Source organism: Candidatus Litorirhabdus singularis, assembly GCF_026262625.1.
Classification (GTDB): domain Bacteria; phylum Pseudomonadota; class Gammaproteobacteria; order Pseudomonadales; family Halieaceae; genus Litorirhabdus; species Litorirhabdus singularis.
This window is the reverse complement of sequence record NZ_SHNN01000001.1, coordinates 1,338,142-1,353,598: the sequence shown is the minus strand read 5'-3', so window position 1 is coordinate 1,353,598 and position 15,457 is coordinate 1,338,142. Positions and strand designations below refer to the sequence as shown.

The 15,457-nt window shown below is 54.3% G+C and carries 11 protein-coding genes; 6 read left to right on the top strand and 5 right to left on the bottom strand.

Annotated elements, in window-relative coordinates:
- The first annotated feature begins 73 nt into the window (after positions 1–73).
- Complete coding sequence (locus EYC98_RS06040) at positions 74–868, top strand: enoyl-CoA hydratase/isomerase family protein (protein ID WP_279244414.1); 795 nt, start codon at positions 74–76, stop codon at positions 866–868.
- Positions 869–891: 23 nt separating this feature from the next.
- Here the strand turns inward: EYC98_RS06040 and EYC98_RS06035 are convergent, their stop codons facing one another.
- Positions 892–3,006, bottom strand: a complete 2,115-nt coding sequence (locus EYC98_RS06035) for an acylase (protein WP_279244413.1) — start codon at positions 3,004–3,006, stop codon at positions 892–894.
- 236 nt (positions 3,007–3,242) lie between these two features.
- On the opposite strand from EYC98_RS06035, the gene EYC98_RS06030 reads away from it, so the two are divergent.
- Entirely contained in the window at positions 3,243–4,235 is a 993-nt protein-coding gene (locus EYC98_RS06030; RefSeq protein WP_279244412.1) for a hypothetical protein, read from the top strand.
- A gap of 10 nt (positions 4,236–4,245) precedes the next feature.
- On the opposite strand, the gene EYC98_RS06025 is transcribed toward EYC98_RS06030, so the two are convergent.
- Together EYC98_RS06025 and EYC98_RS06020 are read right to left on the bottom strand one after the other, a co-directional pair.
- Positions 4,246–4,980: a nitroreductase family protein gene (locus EYC98_RS06025; RefSeq protein ID WP_279244411.1), complete on the bottom strand. Its 735-nt coding sequence runs from the start codon at positions 4,978–4,980 to the stop codon at positions 4,246–4,248.
- Positions 4,981–5,031: 51 nt separating this feature from the next.
- Positions 5,032–5,976, bottom strand: a complete 945-nt coding sequence (locus tag EYC98_RS06020) for a tRNA dihydrouridine synthase (protein ID WP_279244410.1) — start codon at positions 5,974–5,976, stop codon at positions 5,032–5,034.
- Between the two features lie 122 nt (positions 5,977–6,098).
- Between EYC98_RS06020 and EYC98_RS06015 the strand changes: the two genes are divergently transcribed.
- The 4 genes from EYC98_RS06015 to EYC98_RS06000 all read left to right on the top strand — a co-directional run bounded on the left by EYC98_RS06015 (position 6,099) and on the right by EYC98_RS06000 (position 8,980).
- On the top strand, positions 6,099–6,932 hold the full coding sequence (locus tag EYC98_RS06015; protein ID WP_279244409.1) for a mechanosensitive ion channel family protein: 834 nt from the start codon (positions 6,099–6,101) through the stop codon (positions 6,930–6,932).
- An 80-nt stretch (positions 6,933–7,012) separates the two neighbouring features.
- The gene (ppnP, locus tag EYC98_RS06010) at positions 7,013–7,297 is read left to right on the top strand and encodes a pyrimidine/purine nucleoside phosphorylase (RefSeq protein ID WP_279244408.1); all 285 of its coding nucleotides are present in this window, start codon (positions 7,013–7,015) and stop codon (positions 7,295–7,297) included.
- Between the two features lie 247 nt (positions 7,298–7,544).
- Positions 7,545–8,399: a chemotaxis protein CheB gene (locus EYC98_RS06005; protein WP_279244407.1), complete on the top strand. Its 855-nt coding sequence runs from the start codon at positions 7,545–7,547 to the stop codon at positions 8,397–8,399.
- A gap of 179 nt (positions 8,400–8,578) precedes the next feature.
- Entirely contained in the window at positions 8,579–8,980 is a 402-nt protein-coding gene (locus EYC98_RS06000) for a hypothetical protein (protein ID WP_279244406.1), read from the top strand.
- Between the two features lie 4 nt (positions 8,981–8,984).
- On the opposite strand, the gene EYC98_RS05995 is transcribed toward EYC98_RS06000, so the two are convergent.
- Positions 8,985–9,422 (bottom strand): chemotaxis protein CheW, encoded by a 438-nt coding sequence (locus EYC98_RS05995; protein WP_279244405.1) that lies wholly within the window; start codon positions 9,420–9,422, stop codon positions 8,985–8,987.
- A gap of 25 nt (positions 9,423–9,447) precedes the next feature.
- Positions 9,448–15,453, bottom strand: coding sequence for a hybrid sensor histidine kinase/response regulator (locus EYC98_RS05990; protein ID WP_279244404.1), 6,006 nt, complete (start codon positions 15,451–15,453; stop codon positions 9,448–9,450).
- Between the last annotated feature and the right edge of the window lie 4 nt (positions 15,454–15,457).

The following is a 15,457-nucleotide window of genomic DNA, read 5'->3' as shown; positions in this document are numbered from 1 at the left end:
TGCCGATGGCACGCACTTGTCGGTGCCGCGACCCTGTGCAAACATGCACCTTTCACGCTCGGAGCCCTGACCGATGAGCTACCAATACCTGACCATCGACAAATTCGATGGCTATGCGATAGTCAGCATTGATCGCGGCGACGGCATTAACGCGCTGTCGCGCCAGCTAATGCGCGAGCTGATTGCCGCTGCCGAAAGTTTTGCGGATGACCTGGATACCACAGCCGTTATTTTGCGCGGTACCGACCGCGTGTTTTCCGCCGGGGCAGACCTGCGTGACCCCGAGGGCAACACCAGTAGCAAGGGCAAGCTCATAGAACGCCGCCATGCGCTGAAGATAGGCCCCGACCTCTGCGATACCTGGGAACGCATGGAGCAAATTACCATATGCGCTATCGAAGGCTTTTGTATCGGCGGCGGATCAGCGCTGTCACTGGCCTGCGACTGGCGGGTTGCCGGCGCGTCAGCTTATATGCGCTTACCGGAGATACCGCTGGCGATGAATATGAGTTGGCATTCGATACCGCGCCTGGTCAGGGCGGTAGGCCCATCGCGGGCCAAGCTTTACACAGTGCTGGGCGAAAAACTCACTGCACCGCAGGCTCTGGACTGGGGCATGATCGATTTTATGACCGCCGATGGCGGCAGCCTGGACAAAGCCATTGAGCTGGCGGTCAAGGTCGCGGCGCTGCCGCCTATTTCGGTACGCATGTCCAAGGAGTCTATCAACATGGCGGCCAACGCCCTGAACCAGGCCACCACCTTCATGGATCGCGACCAGTTTATGTTGTCTTCATCCAGTAGCGACTTCCCAGAAGCCGTGGATGCCTTTCTCAACAAGCGTGACCCGAAGTTTGATGGCGGTTAGCCCGCACCGGTGACGCTCCCGCTTTAATCGCCAGGACGATAGCGTCGCACGCCTTGAGATTCCCGCAACTCATCATCAAACAGCGGATCGTGTAGCACTTCATTGGCGTAGTCCGCGGCCTGATCGGCGTAATGTGGCGAGTTCTCATCCAGCGTGGCCGACCCGTATTGATGCACACCGCGCACCTGCTGCCGACCCTTACTGTCCCAGGAAACCAGGTAGTAAAGCCCATCGCCAGCCACATTGGTGTGATAGCCATCCTGCTCCAAACCACGACCATAGACCGCACGCAAAGTATCCGGACCACCACCCAGAGGCCAGCTTTGCGCGCCACGCACGTGGCGATTGATATCGCCCCAGCGCGGGTCGATGCGTCCGGTCGCCACCAACAACGCGTCAGTACAGCGTATCAGTTCAGCCCGAGGTTCCGGGGCCGGCTCGCCGCCCTGCTCGGCAAGCCATTCTGCACCGATAATACAAGTGCCGAGCGCCGCGCCTCGATTGTCCTCATCCGCGCTGTAGTCCCACTCTGCCAGCAATTGCCGCGCCTGCTCGTAGGGAGGCTCCAGACCCGGCGCCAGCTCCAGCACGGCGCCGATGAACTTACCCGCGCGTGAGTTACGCGAGTAAACCTTGTCATGCTTGATGGCCGAAAAATCTTCTGCTGAAAGCTTTGGCAGCGCAGCAAAAAGCTCCAGCCCCCGCACCGCGCGATTGGTCATGCGGGTCGGAAACCCGTCCTCGGGCTGATAGTTTTCTGCCCGCGGATTGTCTGCAGGAGCACTAACCTGAAACGGGCTCTGGTTGGCGCTCAGCACAAATCCGGAGGCCGGGTTGATCACCTGCGGCAGGTCATCAAACGCCAGGTATTTATCCCATAACAGACTGCTGTCATCACCGGGCAAATATTGCCGCCAGTCATAGCCTGCCACTCGACGCGGAGTCATGGAATTGTGTACAAACATAATGTTGCCGCCACTATCAGCAAATACAAAATTGAAGCTGGCAAAACGATGCCAGCGCATCGCGTCGCGCCACTCGGCCAGGTTGCGCGCCTTGTTCATTTGCAACCACTGCTCCGCTTGGCGAATTTCTCCGCGGCCGGCGTAGCGTAAGCCATAGCTACCATGCTCAGTCTGCAATACCGGCCCATGCACAGAACGCAGCGCGGGCCGGTGTACGGTCCAGAAAAGGGGTCCCCAAAGCTTGACCCGAATCGCCACATCGGTGACTTCGAGTTGATGCCACTTACCATCAAGCCGATAGCGCATGGAGTCCTCGGGATCAATGTCCAACACAAACACATCGGTTAAGTCGGGTTTATTCACAGTAGCCGCCCAACCTGTAGTCGCGGTAAAACCGACACTGATGCTGGGACTGCCAGGAAACAGACCTCCCATTACGTTAGTGCCTTCCTCACTTTTCAAATGCGCCTCATACCAGGCCACCGGCCCCGTGGTGGGCTGATGCGAGTTAATCGCCAAACGGGTAGCGCCATCGCTACTGCGCAGAGGCGAGATCGCAAAGGCGTTTGAGCCAACAGGTAAGCCGTCTCGGAACACCCCAGCTACTGGCGCCGCAAAGCTACTAACCCCGCGCACTCGTTCTGGCCCATTTAATTCACGCACAACTGCGTCAAAGCCATAGAACAGTAAATGTCGCAAGACATTGCCTGCCACAATGTCCTTACCAGTCACCGGATAGATGTCAGCGTTGACCTGCTGTGGATTTTTGGCGGCATAAAAGTTAATGCCGTCTGCGAACGCCTCCAGGTACGCGCGTGTTTCAGCGGTTAGCTGGCTGTCATAACCACGGTCTATGTCATCCCATATTCCGAGCCAGGCTACCAGATAATCAACTACCGCCGCGTCGCTGCCAACATGAGCAGCGCGCTGTCCCCGATACAGCAGAACGGAATCTTCAATCAGCTCCCAGTTATCCTCCGCCTGCGCATAGGCAAAACCAAAAGCGACGTCGGTATCGCGCTCGCCTAACACATGCGGAACACCTCGCACATCTCTTTCAATATAGACGGAGTAGTGCTGATCCAGATGAGCATAGGCCGCGAGGTCCGGCTCAGTGCCACAGGCAGACAGACTGACGGCAATCACAGTACCCAGAACCCATAAAAAGCGCATGACTCTATCCTTATTATTATGTCGGCTAACACTTGCCATACTCACACCTAACGGGTGCCGCTAGCAACCGCATCGTCCTTAATAATGCCGGGGTGCCGGGGTGCCGGGGTACTTCGTTGACTGAGTTCTGTGGGGCCGAATAAATTCGACCCAACAGCTCACCCCAAACGTCATCAGTAGCAACAACGCTGCAAAGCTGCTAATTTGCAGACTAAGGCGATTAACGGCAGACACCAATGACACGACCCATATGGCCGCTATACTTGGTACTTCCGTTCAAGTACGGCAGACTCGTTACCGCCCTAGTTATCTTTGTTGTGGCATATGCGTTCTTTAGCCGAGCACCAACCACAGCCAGCGGATTCACCACACCTTCACTATTTTTCAGTGCCGTCCTGGCCTATATCATCCCGGTATTCAGTCTTATCACTGAACATTGCCGACAGGCATTAACTGAACTGCGCCCGCAGCTTGATATAAGCGACGCTGATTTCGAGCAGTTGCACGATGAGATTGGCGGATCCAGCCTCAAGCACACTGCGTTTTTTGCTTTACTGGGTCTGGCGGGAGGCACTGCCCATCTGATCCTACTGCTGCAATCTGCGACTGACGGCATTCTGCCCTACCTGCAGCAAAGCCCCGGCGCATTGATCGGCTGGATCGGAACCCTACTGGTATGGCTGACGATTACCACCGTGATGGCGTCGCTGATTGATACTGCGATTCGATTCGCGCGCCTGGGTGCGGAGACTTGTCGCGTAGATTTACTCAATACACAGCCTCTCATAGGATTCGCGCGCGTCGCAATTATTTCCAGTCTGGCGATCATCGGCGCACAGGCTTTGTTTTCATTGATGTCTATCGACAGCTCAATTTCCATGAAATCGGCACTGCCAGGGTTGATCGGCATGGGAATACCGCTGCTGGCGTTATTTGCGGTGCCCATTTGGCCGGTGCACAAACGTCTCAGCGCTACCAAGACCCATGCTCTCGCACAACTCAATCAGCGTATAGAGCAGTGCCGCGACGGCGCTACTCTCGGTGATGAAAGCGTTGCGGTAATGACACAGATTAATCAATTACTGATGCTCAGGCGCGAAGTGCTGCTGGCCCCGGTATGGCCATTTGACGCCGGCGCCATCACTCGACTGGTGCTTTATATTATCATCGTGCCGCTGACTTGGGCCGGTGCCGCGCTTATCGAGATGTTGCTGGAAAACGTCGTTTAAACGCACATAGCTAACGCCGTGGCGGCGGGCCAGCCCGTGTGTGACGAGTTCCCGGCGGATCCTGCGCCCAATCTGCGGGCTGTTCCCATTGTTCGTTGTAAACCAGCTCCGAGAGCGGGCGACGACGCACCGGACCATGGCTGCCCTGCGGTTTACCAATCGTCACCGTGCAGCTGATGAATACTTCTTCGGGTATTCCCAGCAGTTCCCTCAGCTCGGCCTCCACCGGCCAATGAAAGCCGGTAATCACCCCGCCATAGCCAAGTCCACGTGCAGCCAGCAACAGGTTCTGAACGGCCGGGTAAACCGAACCGCCTTCCGCCGGATTGGGCTCACGGTAACGGATCAAACAGGGCAGTATCAGGCAGGGGACACTGGCAAAATTGTCAACGTATTCACTCATGGTCCTCGCCATGCGTGACTTGGGTGAATTGGGGTCACTACCGGACCCTTTTTCGTAGGAGTCCTGCTGGCTCTTGTGGCCCCAGATGTCCTGTGCGCCGCCGGCGATCAGTGCCTTGGCGCGCGCCGCCTTCTCGCCGTCACGTAACACCAGAAAACGAAAAGGTTGGCGGTTACTGCCACTGGGAGCGCGGCTAGCGGCAAACAGAATATCCCGGAGCACCGCATCCGGCACGGGTTCGTCCCGATAACGCCTGATCGCGCGTGTATTGCACAAACCCTCCAGCAAACCGACCTGGTCGGTGGGCAGCGGTTGCTGGCTCAAGTCTTCGATGGCGGCCATGCTGTATTACCTCAGTTAGTTGTTGCTGAACAATTTTTAAGCGTCTCTTAACTATATCAATGCCGCGCGTATCAATTGCGGATCGCGCAGCCGCTTAACCTGCTCAAACAGCGCGGCGGCCTGCGGAAAATACTGGCGCAGATAGACCAGCCATTGTTTGATGGGGTTGCCCTGATAGCGCGGTGCATAGTGCACCTGCAGGAGCTCGAAATAATCTTGCAACAGTCGCAAAACCTGACCCCAGTCCAGTGCCGGGTGGGCATCCACATTGCCGTTCCAGTCTGCTTGCAGCAAGCGCGCCAAATCGGGACGCGCCAAAGCTCCCCGACCCAACATCAGGTCAGTGCAGCCACTGCTTTCACGACAGCCCCGGGCGTCCTGCGGGCTCCAAATTTCGCCGTTCGCAACCACCGGGATATCAATCCATTCACGCACACGCGCTATCTCATCCCACCAGGCCGGCGCGCGATAGCCATCGACCTTGGTACGGGCGTGTACCGCAAGCTCATCCGCACCGCCCGCTGCAACCGCCTGACAATTGTCCTGCAGTAGCTCGCGGTTTTCATAGCCCAGACGCATTTTGACCGTCACCGGTATCTGCGGCGGCACAGCCGCTCGCACAGCGTCAACGATACGATAAATGCGATCAGGCTCGCGCAACAGTATAGAACCACCGTCATTTTTGTTCACTAATCGCGCCGGGCAGCCAAAATTCAGGTCGATACCAGGAGCACCCAGCTCCGCCGCTCGCGCCGCATTTTCAGCCAGCACTTCCGGGCGCCCACCCAGCAATTGGAGGTATACTGGCGTTCCAAAAGGGGTTTTACCACCGCTGCGAAGTTCCGGGCAATAGCGGTAGAAAACTCGCGGCGGCAACAACAAACCCGTAACCCGAACAAATTCGGTTACACAACGATCATAGCCTCCCAACTGCGTTAGCAGATGACGCATGGTGTGGTCGATAACGCCCTCCATTGGGGCCAGGATGAGACGCATATTCGGCACTACACAAACGCTGTAAAAAAACCGATTATACGCGTATAACAATCTACAGCGGTAAACACCTTTAGGCGGCCGCTTTACGCTGAATCACCACCACCGAAATTTTCGAGGGCACTATGGAAGAAGCACTGGACGTTGATATTGAAATGCTGGAAAACATCTACGGTATGGTGGCCGAATTCCTGGTCAGATACAGCTTTCAAGTGCTTGGCGCCATTATTATTCTCATTATTGGCTGGCTGGTAGCGCGCTGGTTTAGCGCCTTTGTGGTGCGCTTTTGCGACAGTAAAAATGTCGACGTCACCCTCGCCAAGTTCATTGGTTCGATCATCTATCTGCTGGTATTGGCATGCTTTGTCATTATTGCGTTGGGCAAGTTTGGCATCTCAGTAGCACCCTTTGTCGCCGCACTGGGTGCCCTGACTCTAGGCGCAGGACTCGCTCTGCAAGGCCCTGTATCAAACTACGGTGCCGGCTTTATCATCATACTCACGCGCCCTTTCGTGGTCGGCAATACCATTTCTGTCAGCGGAATTTCCGGGGTCGTCGAGGAGGTCAGGCTAGGTATGACTCTGATGCGCACTGAAGACGACGAAGTTATCGTCGTTCCCAACAGGCACTTGATCGGTGAGGTGCTGTACAACTCATTTGAGAGCAAGATTATTGAAGATACCGTTGGCATTGCCTATGGCAGTGATACTGATGCGATCATTCAAGCGCTGCAAGAAGGTTTGGCGGCGCTGGACTGCATTGCCGAGAGTCCAGAATTACAGGTAGGCATTGACAACTTCGGCGATAGCTCCATTAACATCGGAGTCCGCTACTGGGTGCCCTCCAAGGGCTACTTCAGCCATAAATACCGTGCCAATGCGATGATCTACAAGCTGCTGCAGGATATGAGCGTCAGCATTCCGTTCCCGCAGCGCGAGGTCCGCATACTAGAGCAGTGACAAAGACGCTCGGCATAAAGCGCCACCGACAGTAGCGCAAAAGCCTGCTAGACTAACGCGCTTTTTTACGGAGTCAGAACATGTTCAGCATTAACCAGTACTTTGACGGGCAGGTTGCCTCTATTGCTTTTCAATCGGCTACCCTGCCTGCCACGGTAGGTGTCATGGCAATAGGCGAATACAGCTTTGATACTAGCCAGTACGAAACCATGACCGTAGTCAGCGGTGCATTAACAGTCAAACTGCCCGGCAGCGACAGCTGGGCTACCTATTCCGCAGGTGAGAGTTTTGAGGTGGATGCGGGCAAAGTTTTTGACCTCAAGGTAGAGGTTGAAACTGCTTACCTGTGTACCTACGGACAATAACCACAGCGGCTTAATCAGCTACTGTACTCATATTTCCTAAAGCCACGCAACGCCATGGCTGCGGGTACTCATTGTGGGATTCAGTTAACAGATTTCCTCTTTCCCCGTTGCCCTGCGCGGCCTGTAGTGATTTGCTGGCAGGATGGATCAAACCCTACCAACCCGATCTCCACAACCGCAGATCGGGATCATTCGCGATCACAGCACCAACCAGCTTAGCGAGCTGCTGTGCAAAGCCGGTTATGGGGTGACTGAGATACTCCCGAGACAGCTGGTAGCTGGGAAGCTCCCTACTGTCGCAGCCTGGGTAATCGATTGCGGAGAGTCCAACCAAGTCTCCGACGCTATGCAATGGATAGAGCCGCAGGTACTCGCGTTAAGCAACCGCCCCAAGCCTGGACCCAGCGCGGATTACCTGCACTGGTGCCGACGTATCGCCAACACACTGGAGCGTTGGACCGCTGATTTTTGGCACGCTAGCAACGACAGCGTCACTACCGACCCCGGCCGCTTTCCTGAAGTAGAGGCTGTATGGGTCATTGCGGGCTCAACCGGAGGGGTTCCGGCAGCCGCTAGATTTTTTGCCAGTTTCACGCATGTACCGCCAGTAGCCTTCATCTATGCTCAACATATTCACGCCGATCAAGAGCGCTACCTGACCGCCGTAGCACATGCCAATCAGGACCTGCGCTGCAGCATGGCGCGCGGCAGAAACTGGTTTAACCCCGGTCATATACTGATTGCTCCTGCCGCCTGCAAACTAAGATTTTCCAGTCATGGCGAAGTGTTCAGCGTACGTGATGAATGGGGCACGGCAGAGACCCCCAATATTGATGAACTGCTGCTAACGATGTCAGGGCTGCGCCCTGCTCCAGCAGGCGCTTTACTACTCAGCGGAACCGGCAAGGATGGCTGCCGCGGACTACATTCCCTGCACGCCGTAGGCAGCCGTGTTTGGGTGCAATCGCCAGCCAGCGCGGTCGCACCGTCAATGCCAGAGTCGGCCATCGCAGCAAATATAGTCCAACATCAGGGCACCCCGGAAGAGCTCGCTGCAGATTTTATGTCGCTCTATCCTGAGCCCTGTAAACCTTTGCGGTAGTACTTTCCGCTTCAAGTTGTGGGTGAACCCCACGCTTTTTGCGACACGTGTCACTAAAGCTGCAACTGCTGCTCCAATGTACTTCTGCACGACTGGTGCGTGGGTTAATGTATTTTCAAGATAACCCACTGCGATACGGTAAAGCCTTAGCTTCCCGCATCAAAGCAGTAAGGAGCAAAATGACCGTGGCAAGTTCGGCAACCTGCATAAATACGCAAAATACACTGACCTACAACCAGCTCAATCGCTCTGGGTTGGAATCTATTCCCGCGAAGAGCACGCACCGAAAATATCTGGTGCTATTAGCCATGCACTTAATGGAAACCGATAACTCTTTGCTGCTAAGCGACGCCGCTGACTGCAGCGAACGCACCTTCCACTATGTGAAAAAGCGACTCAGTGAAGAAGATGGTGTGGTACTAAAGTATGACCGCAGCGCCGGGCGCTATGAAGTGCTCAAATCCGGTGTTCTGGATCTACCTCGCGTTGCCGAACTAATGCAAGACCGCTATCCGGAGCGCTTGGCGTATATCAAAGACATTGCCCGTAAAACAAGGGCTGAGAAAAACGCTACCAACTGATTCTTCAGGCGGCAAATAGCAAGCCCTGTAGATCGGGGATCAGAAATACCTGGTCCCCGATTTTCGTTGCGCCCAAGAATTGGCCACTAGCAGGAATTTCAGCCTCTTCCATCAAGCTCGCAGACACCCTGCGATGAGCTGCGGTACCGGCAAACGCCAGCGCTCGGAAGGGCTGCTTAGATGCGGCACTAGCCTTGAACACTGCCACGCTCTCCAGCTGCTCCTTTTGCGGCGTATCCAGCCCACAGACAGCGTCAAGAGATGCTATCGGTAGCATCATTTCACGCCAGTCGAGTTCACCCAAATCGCGACCTGATTTGGCCTCCGGTGCCATCTGTTTGACCTCAGAGATAGCGTCCAGTGGTACTACAATGCAGCGACCATCGCCCAGCGGCAGTAGGGCAACTTCCAGGGTACTCTCATTCATTTCTTGAGCCGTCATCCTATTCTCCTGATTCAATCTGACCCTAGCTGGCCAAAGCCGCTGGGGCTACGTAGCGCTGTATCATGGCGCGCATCCCTTCAGCACTGTTAGAACCCTTGGCCATAAAGTCGGTGGCACCAACCCGCTGCGCTTCGGTACGGTGTTTCTCGCCATCGCGACTAGACACCACCACCACCGGAATGGCTTCCAGCACTGGAGCCCGGCGCAAGTTCGCAATGAAGTCAAAGCCATTCATATTCGGCATTTCCAGATCACTGAAAATGAAGTCCGGAAGACGCGTGGCCTCGGACAAGTAATCGAGTGCGTCTTCGCCATCGACCGCCGTAACTACAACATAGCCCAGACTCTGCAATCGCTTCTCGTAAGTACGCCGCATCATTACCGAGTCATCTACGCAGAGCACAACCGTATCAGTGTCCGCTTCCTCTTTAGTGTTTTCGCTGTCCGCATCTATCAGTTCCGACTGACGGATAAGCTCATTCAGGTCTAGTGCCAACACCGGTTGCCCATCTGATTTGACTGATCCGCCCGCGACACCATGAACTCCTGAATACTGAGCCCCGAGACTACGAATAACCAATTCTTCGGCCGGAGTCATGGAGTCTACAATGTATGCCACACGACGCCTTTCATAATGAGCAAAGAGCACCGGCAAAAATTCCGGCATATCCTCAAGTTTGGGTACGGGTAGTCCACCGCGAACAGTACCGAGATATCGCAATTCATAATCTGCATCACGGAACTTCAGTGTCGGATGTTTCTGTTTCAATTGACGCAGCGCTTCATCACGATGGCAGAAATCCGAACCATCCAGAGAGTTCAGCGGTACCGCAACCTGCTCTTCGCCGATGTTAACCAGCAGCGCACCGTTAACCATGATGCTGGCGGGCACTCTAATATCAAACTGGGTAAAGAAACCGACTTTTGACTGCACATCTATGCGCCCACCAACCTGGGTTATAGATTGATGAACAGCATCCATTCCAACTCCGCGCCCAGATATATCTGACACTGAATCGGCAGTACTCAAGCCACTTTCAAAGATCAGGCGCAAGGCGCTCTCATCAGACAGCGACTGATTGCTACCCAGAATTCCCTGAGCCCGCGCTTTATCGCGCAGCTTGTCCGGGTCCAGACCATTACCGTCATCGAGTAACTGGATAAGAAATTCAGAACCCTGACGCTTGATTGTAAGGTCAACCTTGCCAGTCTCGCTCTTACCGCGCTTGGCTCTCATCTCCGGGGTATCAATACCATGATCTATCGCGTTACGAAGCATGTGCTCTAATGCGGCGCGAATGTGATCAAACACCCCAACATCGAGCCCACCCTCGTCGAACATAATTTCAAACTCGACTTGCTTGTGCAACTGATGGCTGACCTGATGCACCAGGCGGCGGAAGCCAGGCCCAAGTTTGGAGAAGCTAACCAGACGCAGCAAGCGCAGGTCGGCCTGGCTGTTCTGGATGAGGCGACCAATTGCCGTGGACTCTCGCACAGCGGTGCTGATCTGTACGCCTATCTCCTGCGCTTCCTCATGCAAGTCGAAGGCTGCTTCCCGGAGGATCGCCGCCAGGTTCTGCTTCTCGGTAATTCTGTCCATTTCCAGAGGATCAAATTGTCCACCACTAGCCGTCTCGGTCTTGGCCTGAATTTCAGTATCCAGTTGCAGTGAGAGCTTGTCGACCAGCCCTTCTACTCGTCGCGCAAGACCCTCAACTTCCAGGTGATTCTGCATCGCCACATCAAGCGCACGTCGAGTTCGCACATTACTCATGCTGATCTCAGCACCAACATCCAGCAAGGCATCTACCTTCGCCGTGGTAACCCGAAGGGTATCGGCCTTGCGTGTCGCGAGTTCAGGCGCTTCCTGACGTACCTCAGCATTGGTGAAGTCATCAACTACCTCGGCTGATTCCTCTGCGACGACATCAAGGCTTGCAAGTTCCGCATCCCAGTCCACCCGACGCTTGCGAATGAAGGCCGAGGCCTCCTGCAGCAGCTGAGCCTGCGGATAGATCTGAGCGAGCGAGTCGGCAGAGGTAATATCACCGTCGTGTTCAATATCTACAATCCGGCTTTCGAATTCATGCACCAGACTGCCAAACTTCTTCACGCCTACAGAGTTTGCTCCACCCTTAATTGTATGTAGCGTATTCTTCAGCCGCTGCGCCCCTTTGGCATCACCTTCGCCGAGCAGTGAAAGCGCGCTATCTATCGAATCGAGGTACTCACTGAGAGTCTCAATAAATAGGTCCAGAAGTTCTTCATCAATATCTTCTTCAATATCTGCAGCCGGGGTTGCCGGCTCGATTGTAGGCTCGCCTTGGCCAAGACCAAACTTGGGACGATAGGCGGTTTCCTCCTTGAGCCCTTCTGCTTGTGTCTCTGCAGTTTGACTGTCCATGCTGAAAACCTGAGCCGTTGCTCCAGCTTCCAGGTCACGTTGCGGACGCTGCTGACTTTCACGCTGGGCCATGACCTCGCCAAGAGGCACAACTACGTCAGAGCCCAGCTCAATATCTCTGAGCTCATAGCCATCTTCCACCGACAGATCTTCACTGCCCATGGGTATTTCAACCTCAAACTGCTGCATCGCGCGATCGTCGATAACCGCGTTAGACTCCAAATCTACCTCCGGTAACGCCAGTGCAGCGCGCACAAAGCCGACAACAGATTCGTGAACCTTATCAGTTTCATCTGAATCACTCTCCTCATCAAGCAAGGTCGCCAGATACTCCTGCAAACCGACGGTAATTGATTTAGAAAGCGGAAACTTAAAGAATTCACCGCGACCGTTATCAACCAATCCAAAGACCGCATTACTGGCTAACTGCTCAATGACCGGCAGGTGCAGGAAGTATCCGAGGCTGGGCTGATCAAGCTGTACAAATCCGCCCTCGCGCAACTCAACCACTGCCGGCACCAGTGAACCTAGCAACATGATTGCTCTTGACGCCGTCTGCGAGCTCGCATGATCCGGTGTATTCACATCCATCAGATGAGCAACGTGATCCAGTATCGAATCAGCGTCTCCGGCTTGCCACAGGCTGGCAACATCGCTGTCCGACTTAGTCTGGATTTCAGCGACATCCGATATTGACTGCGGTATCGCGTCATCGCTGACCATCACTACAGCACTGACATCTTCCAGAACGACATCTTCCAGCTGATAATCTGCTGGGGCCTCATCAGCCTCTTCCAGGACTGCAGCCGTGGCCGCATCAAAATCACTTGAGGTATCTTCCAGCAGCTCAATATCGAGCAGTTCTTCGGCGCTGGCGACCAAGTCAAGATCAGTATTACCTTCTACGCCGACTGCCTCGCTTACCTCCTCTTCTGCTACCTCTTCTGCCACCTCTTCTTCAACGGCGGCATTAGCAATCATCTCCTCGATTTCATCTACAGCATTACAAGCGATCATTTCCGAAATCGGGTTAAAGCGCTTGTCAGCTATTGCTCCTGCGATTCGCACCGGGATATTGAAATCAACATCATAGAGCGGAATGTTGCGATTAATGTTTTCCACAATAGAGGGAAAGCGAGCGGAGACAGCCGCAACCAGTTCGGCTACTTCTGGCGTACCCGGAATGTAGCCATCGCGTATTGCGTTGAATATTTTCTCTATAGAGTACATGAACTCACCTACCGCATTGAGTTCAATAGTGCGGGCACTGCCTTTCATCGTATGGAAGATGGCGCGAATTTCCAGGACTACCTTTTCGTTGCCAAGATCAGCGGCAAACAAAGGCGTCGCCTCATCCAAACGGCGCATATATTTACGGGACTCTTCGACAAAGCACTCAATGAGTTCTTCATCCAGCTCTACATCTGGATCTTGCTGCGGAGCACCAGGCTCGCGGCTCACCTCAGCCCGCTGCCACCATTCCAGGGCGTGGCGCCAGAATACCTGGCGTAGCGCTTCCTCTTCGACGGCAACTTTCTGTTCAATTTCTGACCCAGCTTCGGCTTCGGCCTCGGCTTCTACAAATGCAGCGACATGCTCTGCGGCATCTGTAATCTCGTCTGTGGCTGGCTCCTCAGTTTCAGCAGTACCCGCGGTGTCTACAAGTTCATCCACCAGCGCATCCGCGTCGCCAAGGTCCAGCGAATCTGGCACTGCTGCAGACATTTGAGCGGATTCGAATTCAAATATATTGTCACCGTCGGACGCCGCATTATCGCGCTTCACAATGAATGAAGACAGCATGGCCGCTCTGGCTTCGGCCCGTTGCAGGTGCTCATCAGAGTTCCCGAGAGGATCCTCTGTGCAGCGTTCCATATACTGCTCCAGCGCCGCAACAGATTCGGCAAAACAAACCATGCCTGCATCGTTTTCAAGACCACCTTGATTAACGGACTCACGAATATAGCTGACGCAGCTGGTAAGAACCTCTGACTCACGTTGCTTGTCTTCCATCAGCCCTAATACCGATACCACCTGCTCCATATCAGACGCTGCACTTTCAGCGTAGGCGTGCTCGGGAATTTCTGCCAACAGTTTGTCTGCCAGCTCTGCCAACTCCTCGGCGGGCGGTAAATCCTGATCTTCCCAACCGGCAATGGAGCGTTGCAGTTCCCGATCGTTAACCAGCGCTGCCGCTCTGAAGAAGGGCCTTACCAAATCGCGCGAAGGCGCTATTTCAGCATCAAGGTTGTGCTTGAACGAAAGCAAATCTTTACGCGCGAACTCTCGATTAATACTGTTTTTCATATCTGCGAGACAGCGAATGGTCTGATCCATAATGGCCACGTCAAGATCGTGTCCCATGCTATCGCCTTCAGCGCTAAGGCCATGCTTCAGCTTATGCTCCAGGTTCTCCTTAACAGCAACCAGCGCGCCGCCAAAATCTACCAGCTCCGCGTGGGGAGCTGGCTTGTCACTCTTTGCCATTCCTGCAAGGGTATGGTGTTGACCCATAACAGTATCAGAATGTGTATCCAGACCAATCGCTTTCAGCTGCAAAGCGATCTGCCGCATCCGCGGGACCATGGTATTAACCAGCTTCGCGTTAGACGAACAAATGTTGCGATGCTCAGCGGTAATAAACTCCATCACCTCAAGCAGATACTTTAGCGTGTCACGCAGCGCCTCCAACAAATCATCTTCCTGAATCAAACGCCCGGCACTTTCGATACGAACGTCATCGACGTTTTGAAGGCCAAAACTGTCTTTCAAAGTCTGCTGCAGAGCTGTGGGAGACGGCGCCTTAGCCACGTAGTACATCATCTTCTTGATGTCAGCTGCAGGGTTGTTCTCCTCCACCGCTCCAAGCCCGCTTGCTGCCATTGCTTTAAGCATCAAGAATGTGGTTTTAAATATGTCGGTAATAACTTCATCTACGGTAGTGCTGGTTTGAGAGATCGCTTCGATCAAACCCATATAACAGCGAAAGTACGGTTCCATAACCGTACCAGCCAACATCGAAGTAGCATGCTTTCCAACAGCGTAGAGCCGTTTTAGAGCTTCATGATCTTTCTTCAGGGCTGGTTTAGAAAACTCATAACAGACGCGTAAAGCTCGCGCCGAAAATTGCTTAAGTTTAACCTCATCTACTTCAGCCTGGCCTGCGGTTATACCCGCTGTTACGTCCAGCGCTGGGTTGAAAAACAAGGAGTCTGGCAACGGTGGACGATTACCAAAATGACGCAAATCATTAATGACATTCGCTATCACCCCCGCCGATACTTCTCGCATGGCTCGCACATTGGCCAGGTAAGCTGGCAACGCCTCGATTGCAGCCACCAGCTCTGTCATTGCCAGCTTTCTGGCGTCGCCGCTGATATGACCTTTTATCAACTGTCCCAGCACACGCTCAATCTCGCCGGTGAGCAGCGCCGCGGGTTCCAGTGCACATAAGCGCAAGACGCCGGTAGCCGAGTGAACACTGCGCAATGCGTCTTGCAAATGTTGATTCTCTGCGGGCTCACGCTCGTAGGATTTCAGGCATTTCTGAGCAGCGTCCATCTCATCGCGCAGATACTTTTCAATCCAACCGAGTGCAACAAAGTCAAAGTATTGAGTCATAGCT

What these genes read in the sequence shown, in the direction of transcription:
- EYC98_RS06015 (WP_279244409.1), top strand. Translation starts at nt 6,099, where the DNA reads ATGGAAGAAGCACTGGACGTTGATATTGAAATGCTGGAAAACATCTAC.
- EYC98_RS06000 (WP_279244406.1), top strand. Translation starts at nt 8,579, where the DNA reads ATGACCGTGGCAAGTTCGGCAACCTGCATAAATACGCAAAATACACTG.
- EYC98_RS06040 (WP_279244414.1), top strand. Translation starts at nt 74, where the DNA reads ATGAGCTACCAATACCTGACCATCGACAAATTCGATGGCTATGCGATA.
- EYC98_RS06025 (WP_279244411.1), bottom strand. Translation starts at nt 4,980, where the DNA reads ATGGCCGCCATCGAAGACTTGAGCCAGCAACCGCTGCCCACCGACCAG.
- EYC98_RS06030 (WP_279244412.1), top strand. Translation starts at nt 3,243, where the DNA reads ATGACACGACCCATATGGCCGCTATACTTGGTACTTCCGTTCAAGTAC.
- EYC98_RS05995 (WP_279244405.1), bottom strand. Translation starts at nt 9,422, where the DNA reads ATGACGGCTCAAGAAATGAATGAGAGTACCCTGGAAGTTGCCCTACTG.
- EYC98_RS06020 (WP_279244410.1), bottom strand. Translation starts at nt 5,976, where the DNA reads ATGCGTCTCATCCTGGCCCCAATGGAGGGCGTTATCGACCACACCATG.
- EYC98_RS06035 (WP_279244413.1), bottom strand. Translation starts at nt 3,006, where the DNA reads ATGCGCTTTTTATGGGTTCTGGGTACTGTGATTGCCGTCAGTCTGTCT.
- EYC98_RS05990 (WP_279244404.1), bottom strand. Translation starts at nt 15,453, where the DNA reads ATGACTCAATACTTTGACTTTGTTGCACTCGGTTGGATTGAAAAGTAT.
- ppnP (WP_279244408.1), top strand. Translation starts at nt 7,013, where the DNA reads ATGTTCAGCATTAACCAGTACTTTGACGGGCAGGTTGCCTCTATTGCT.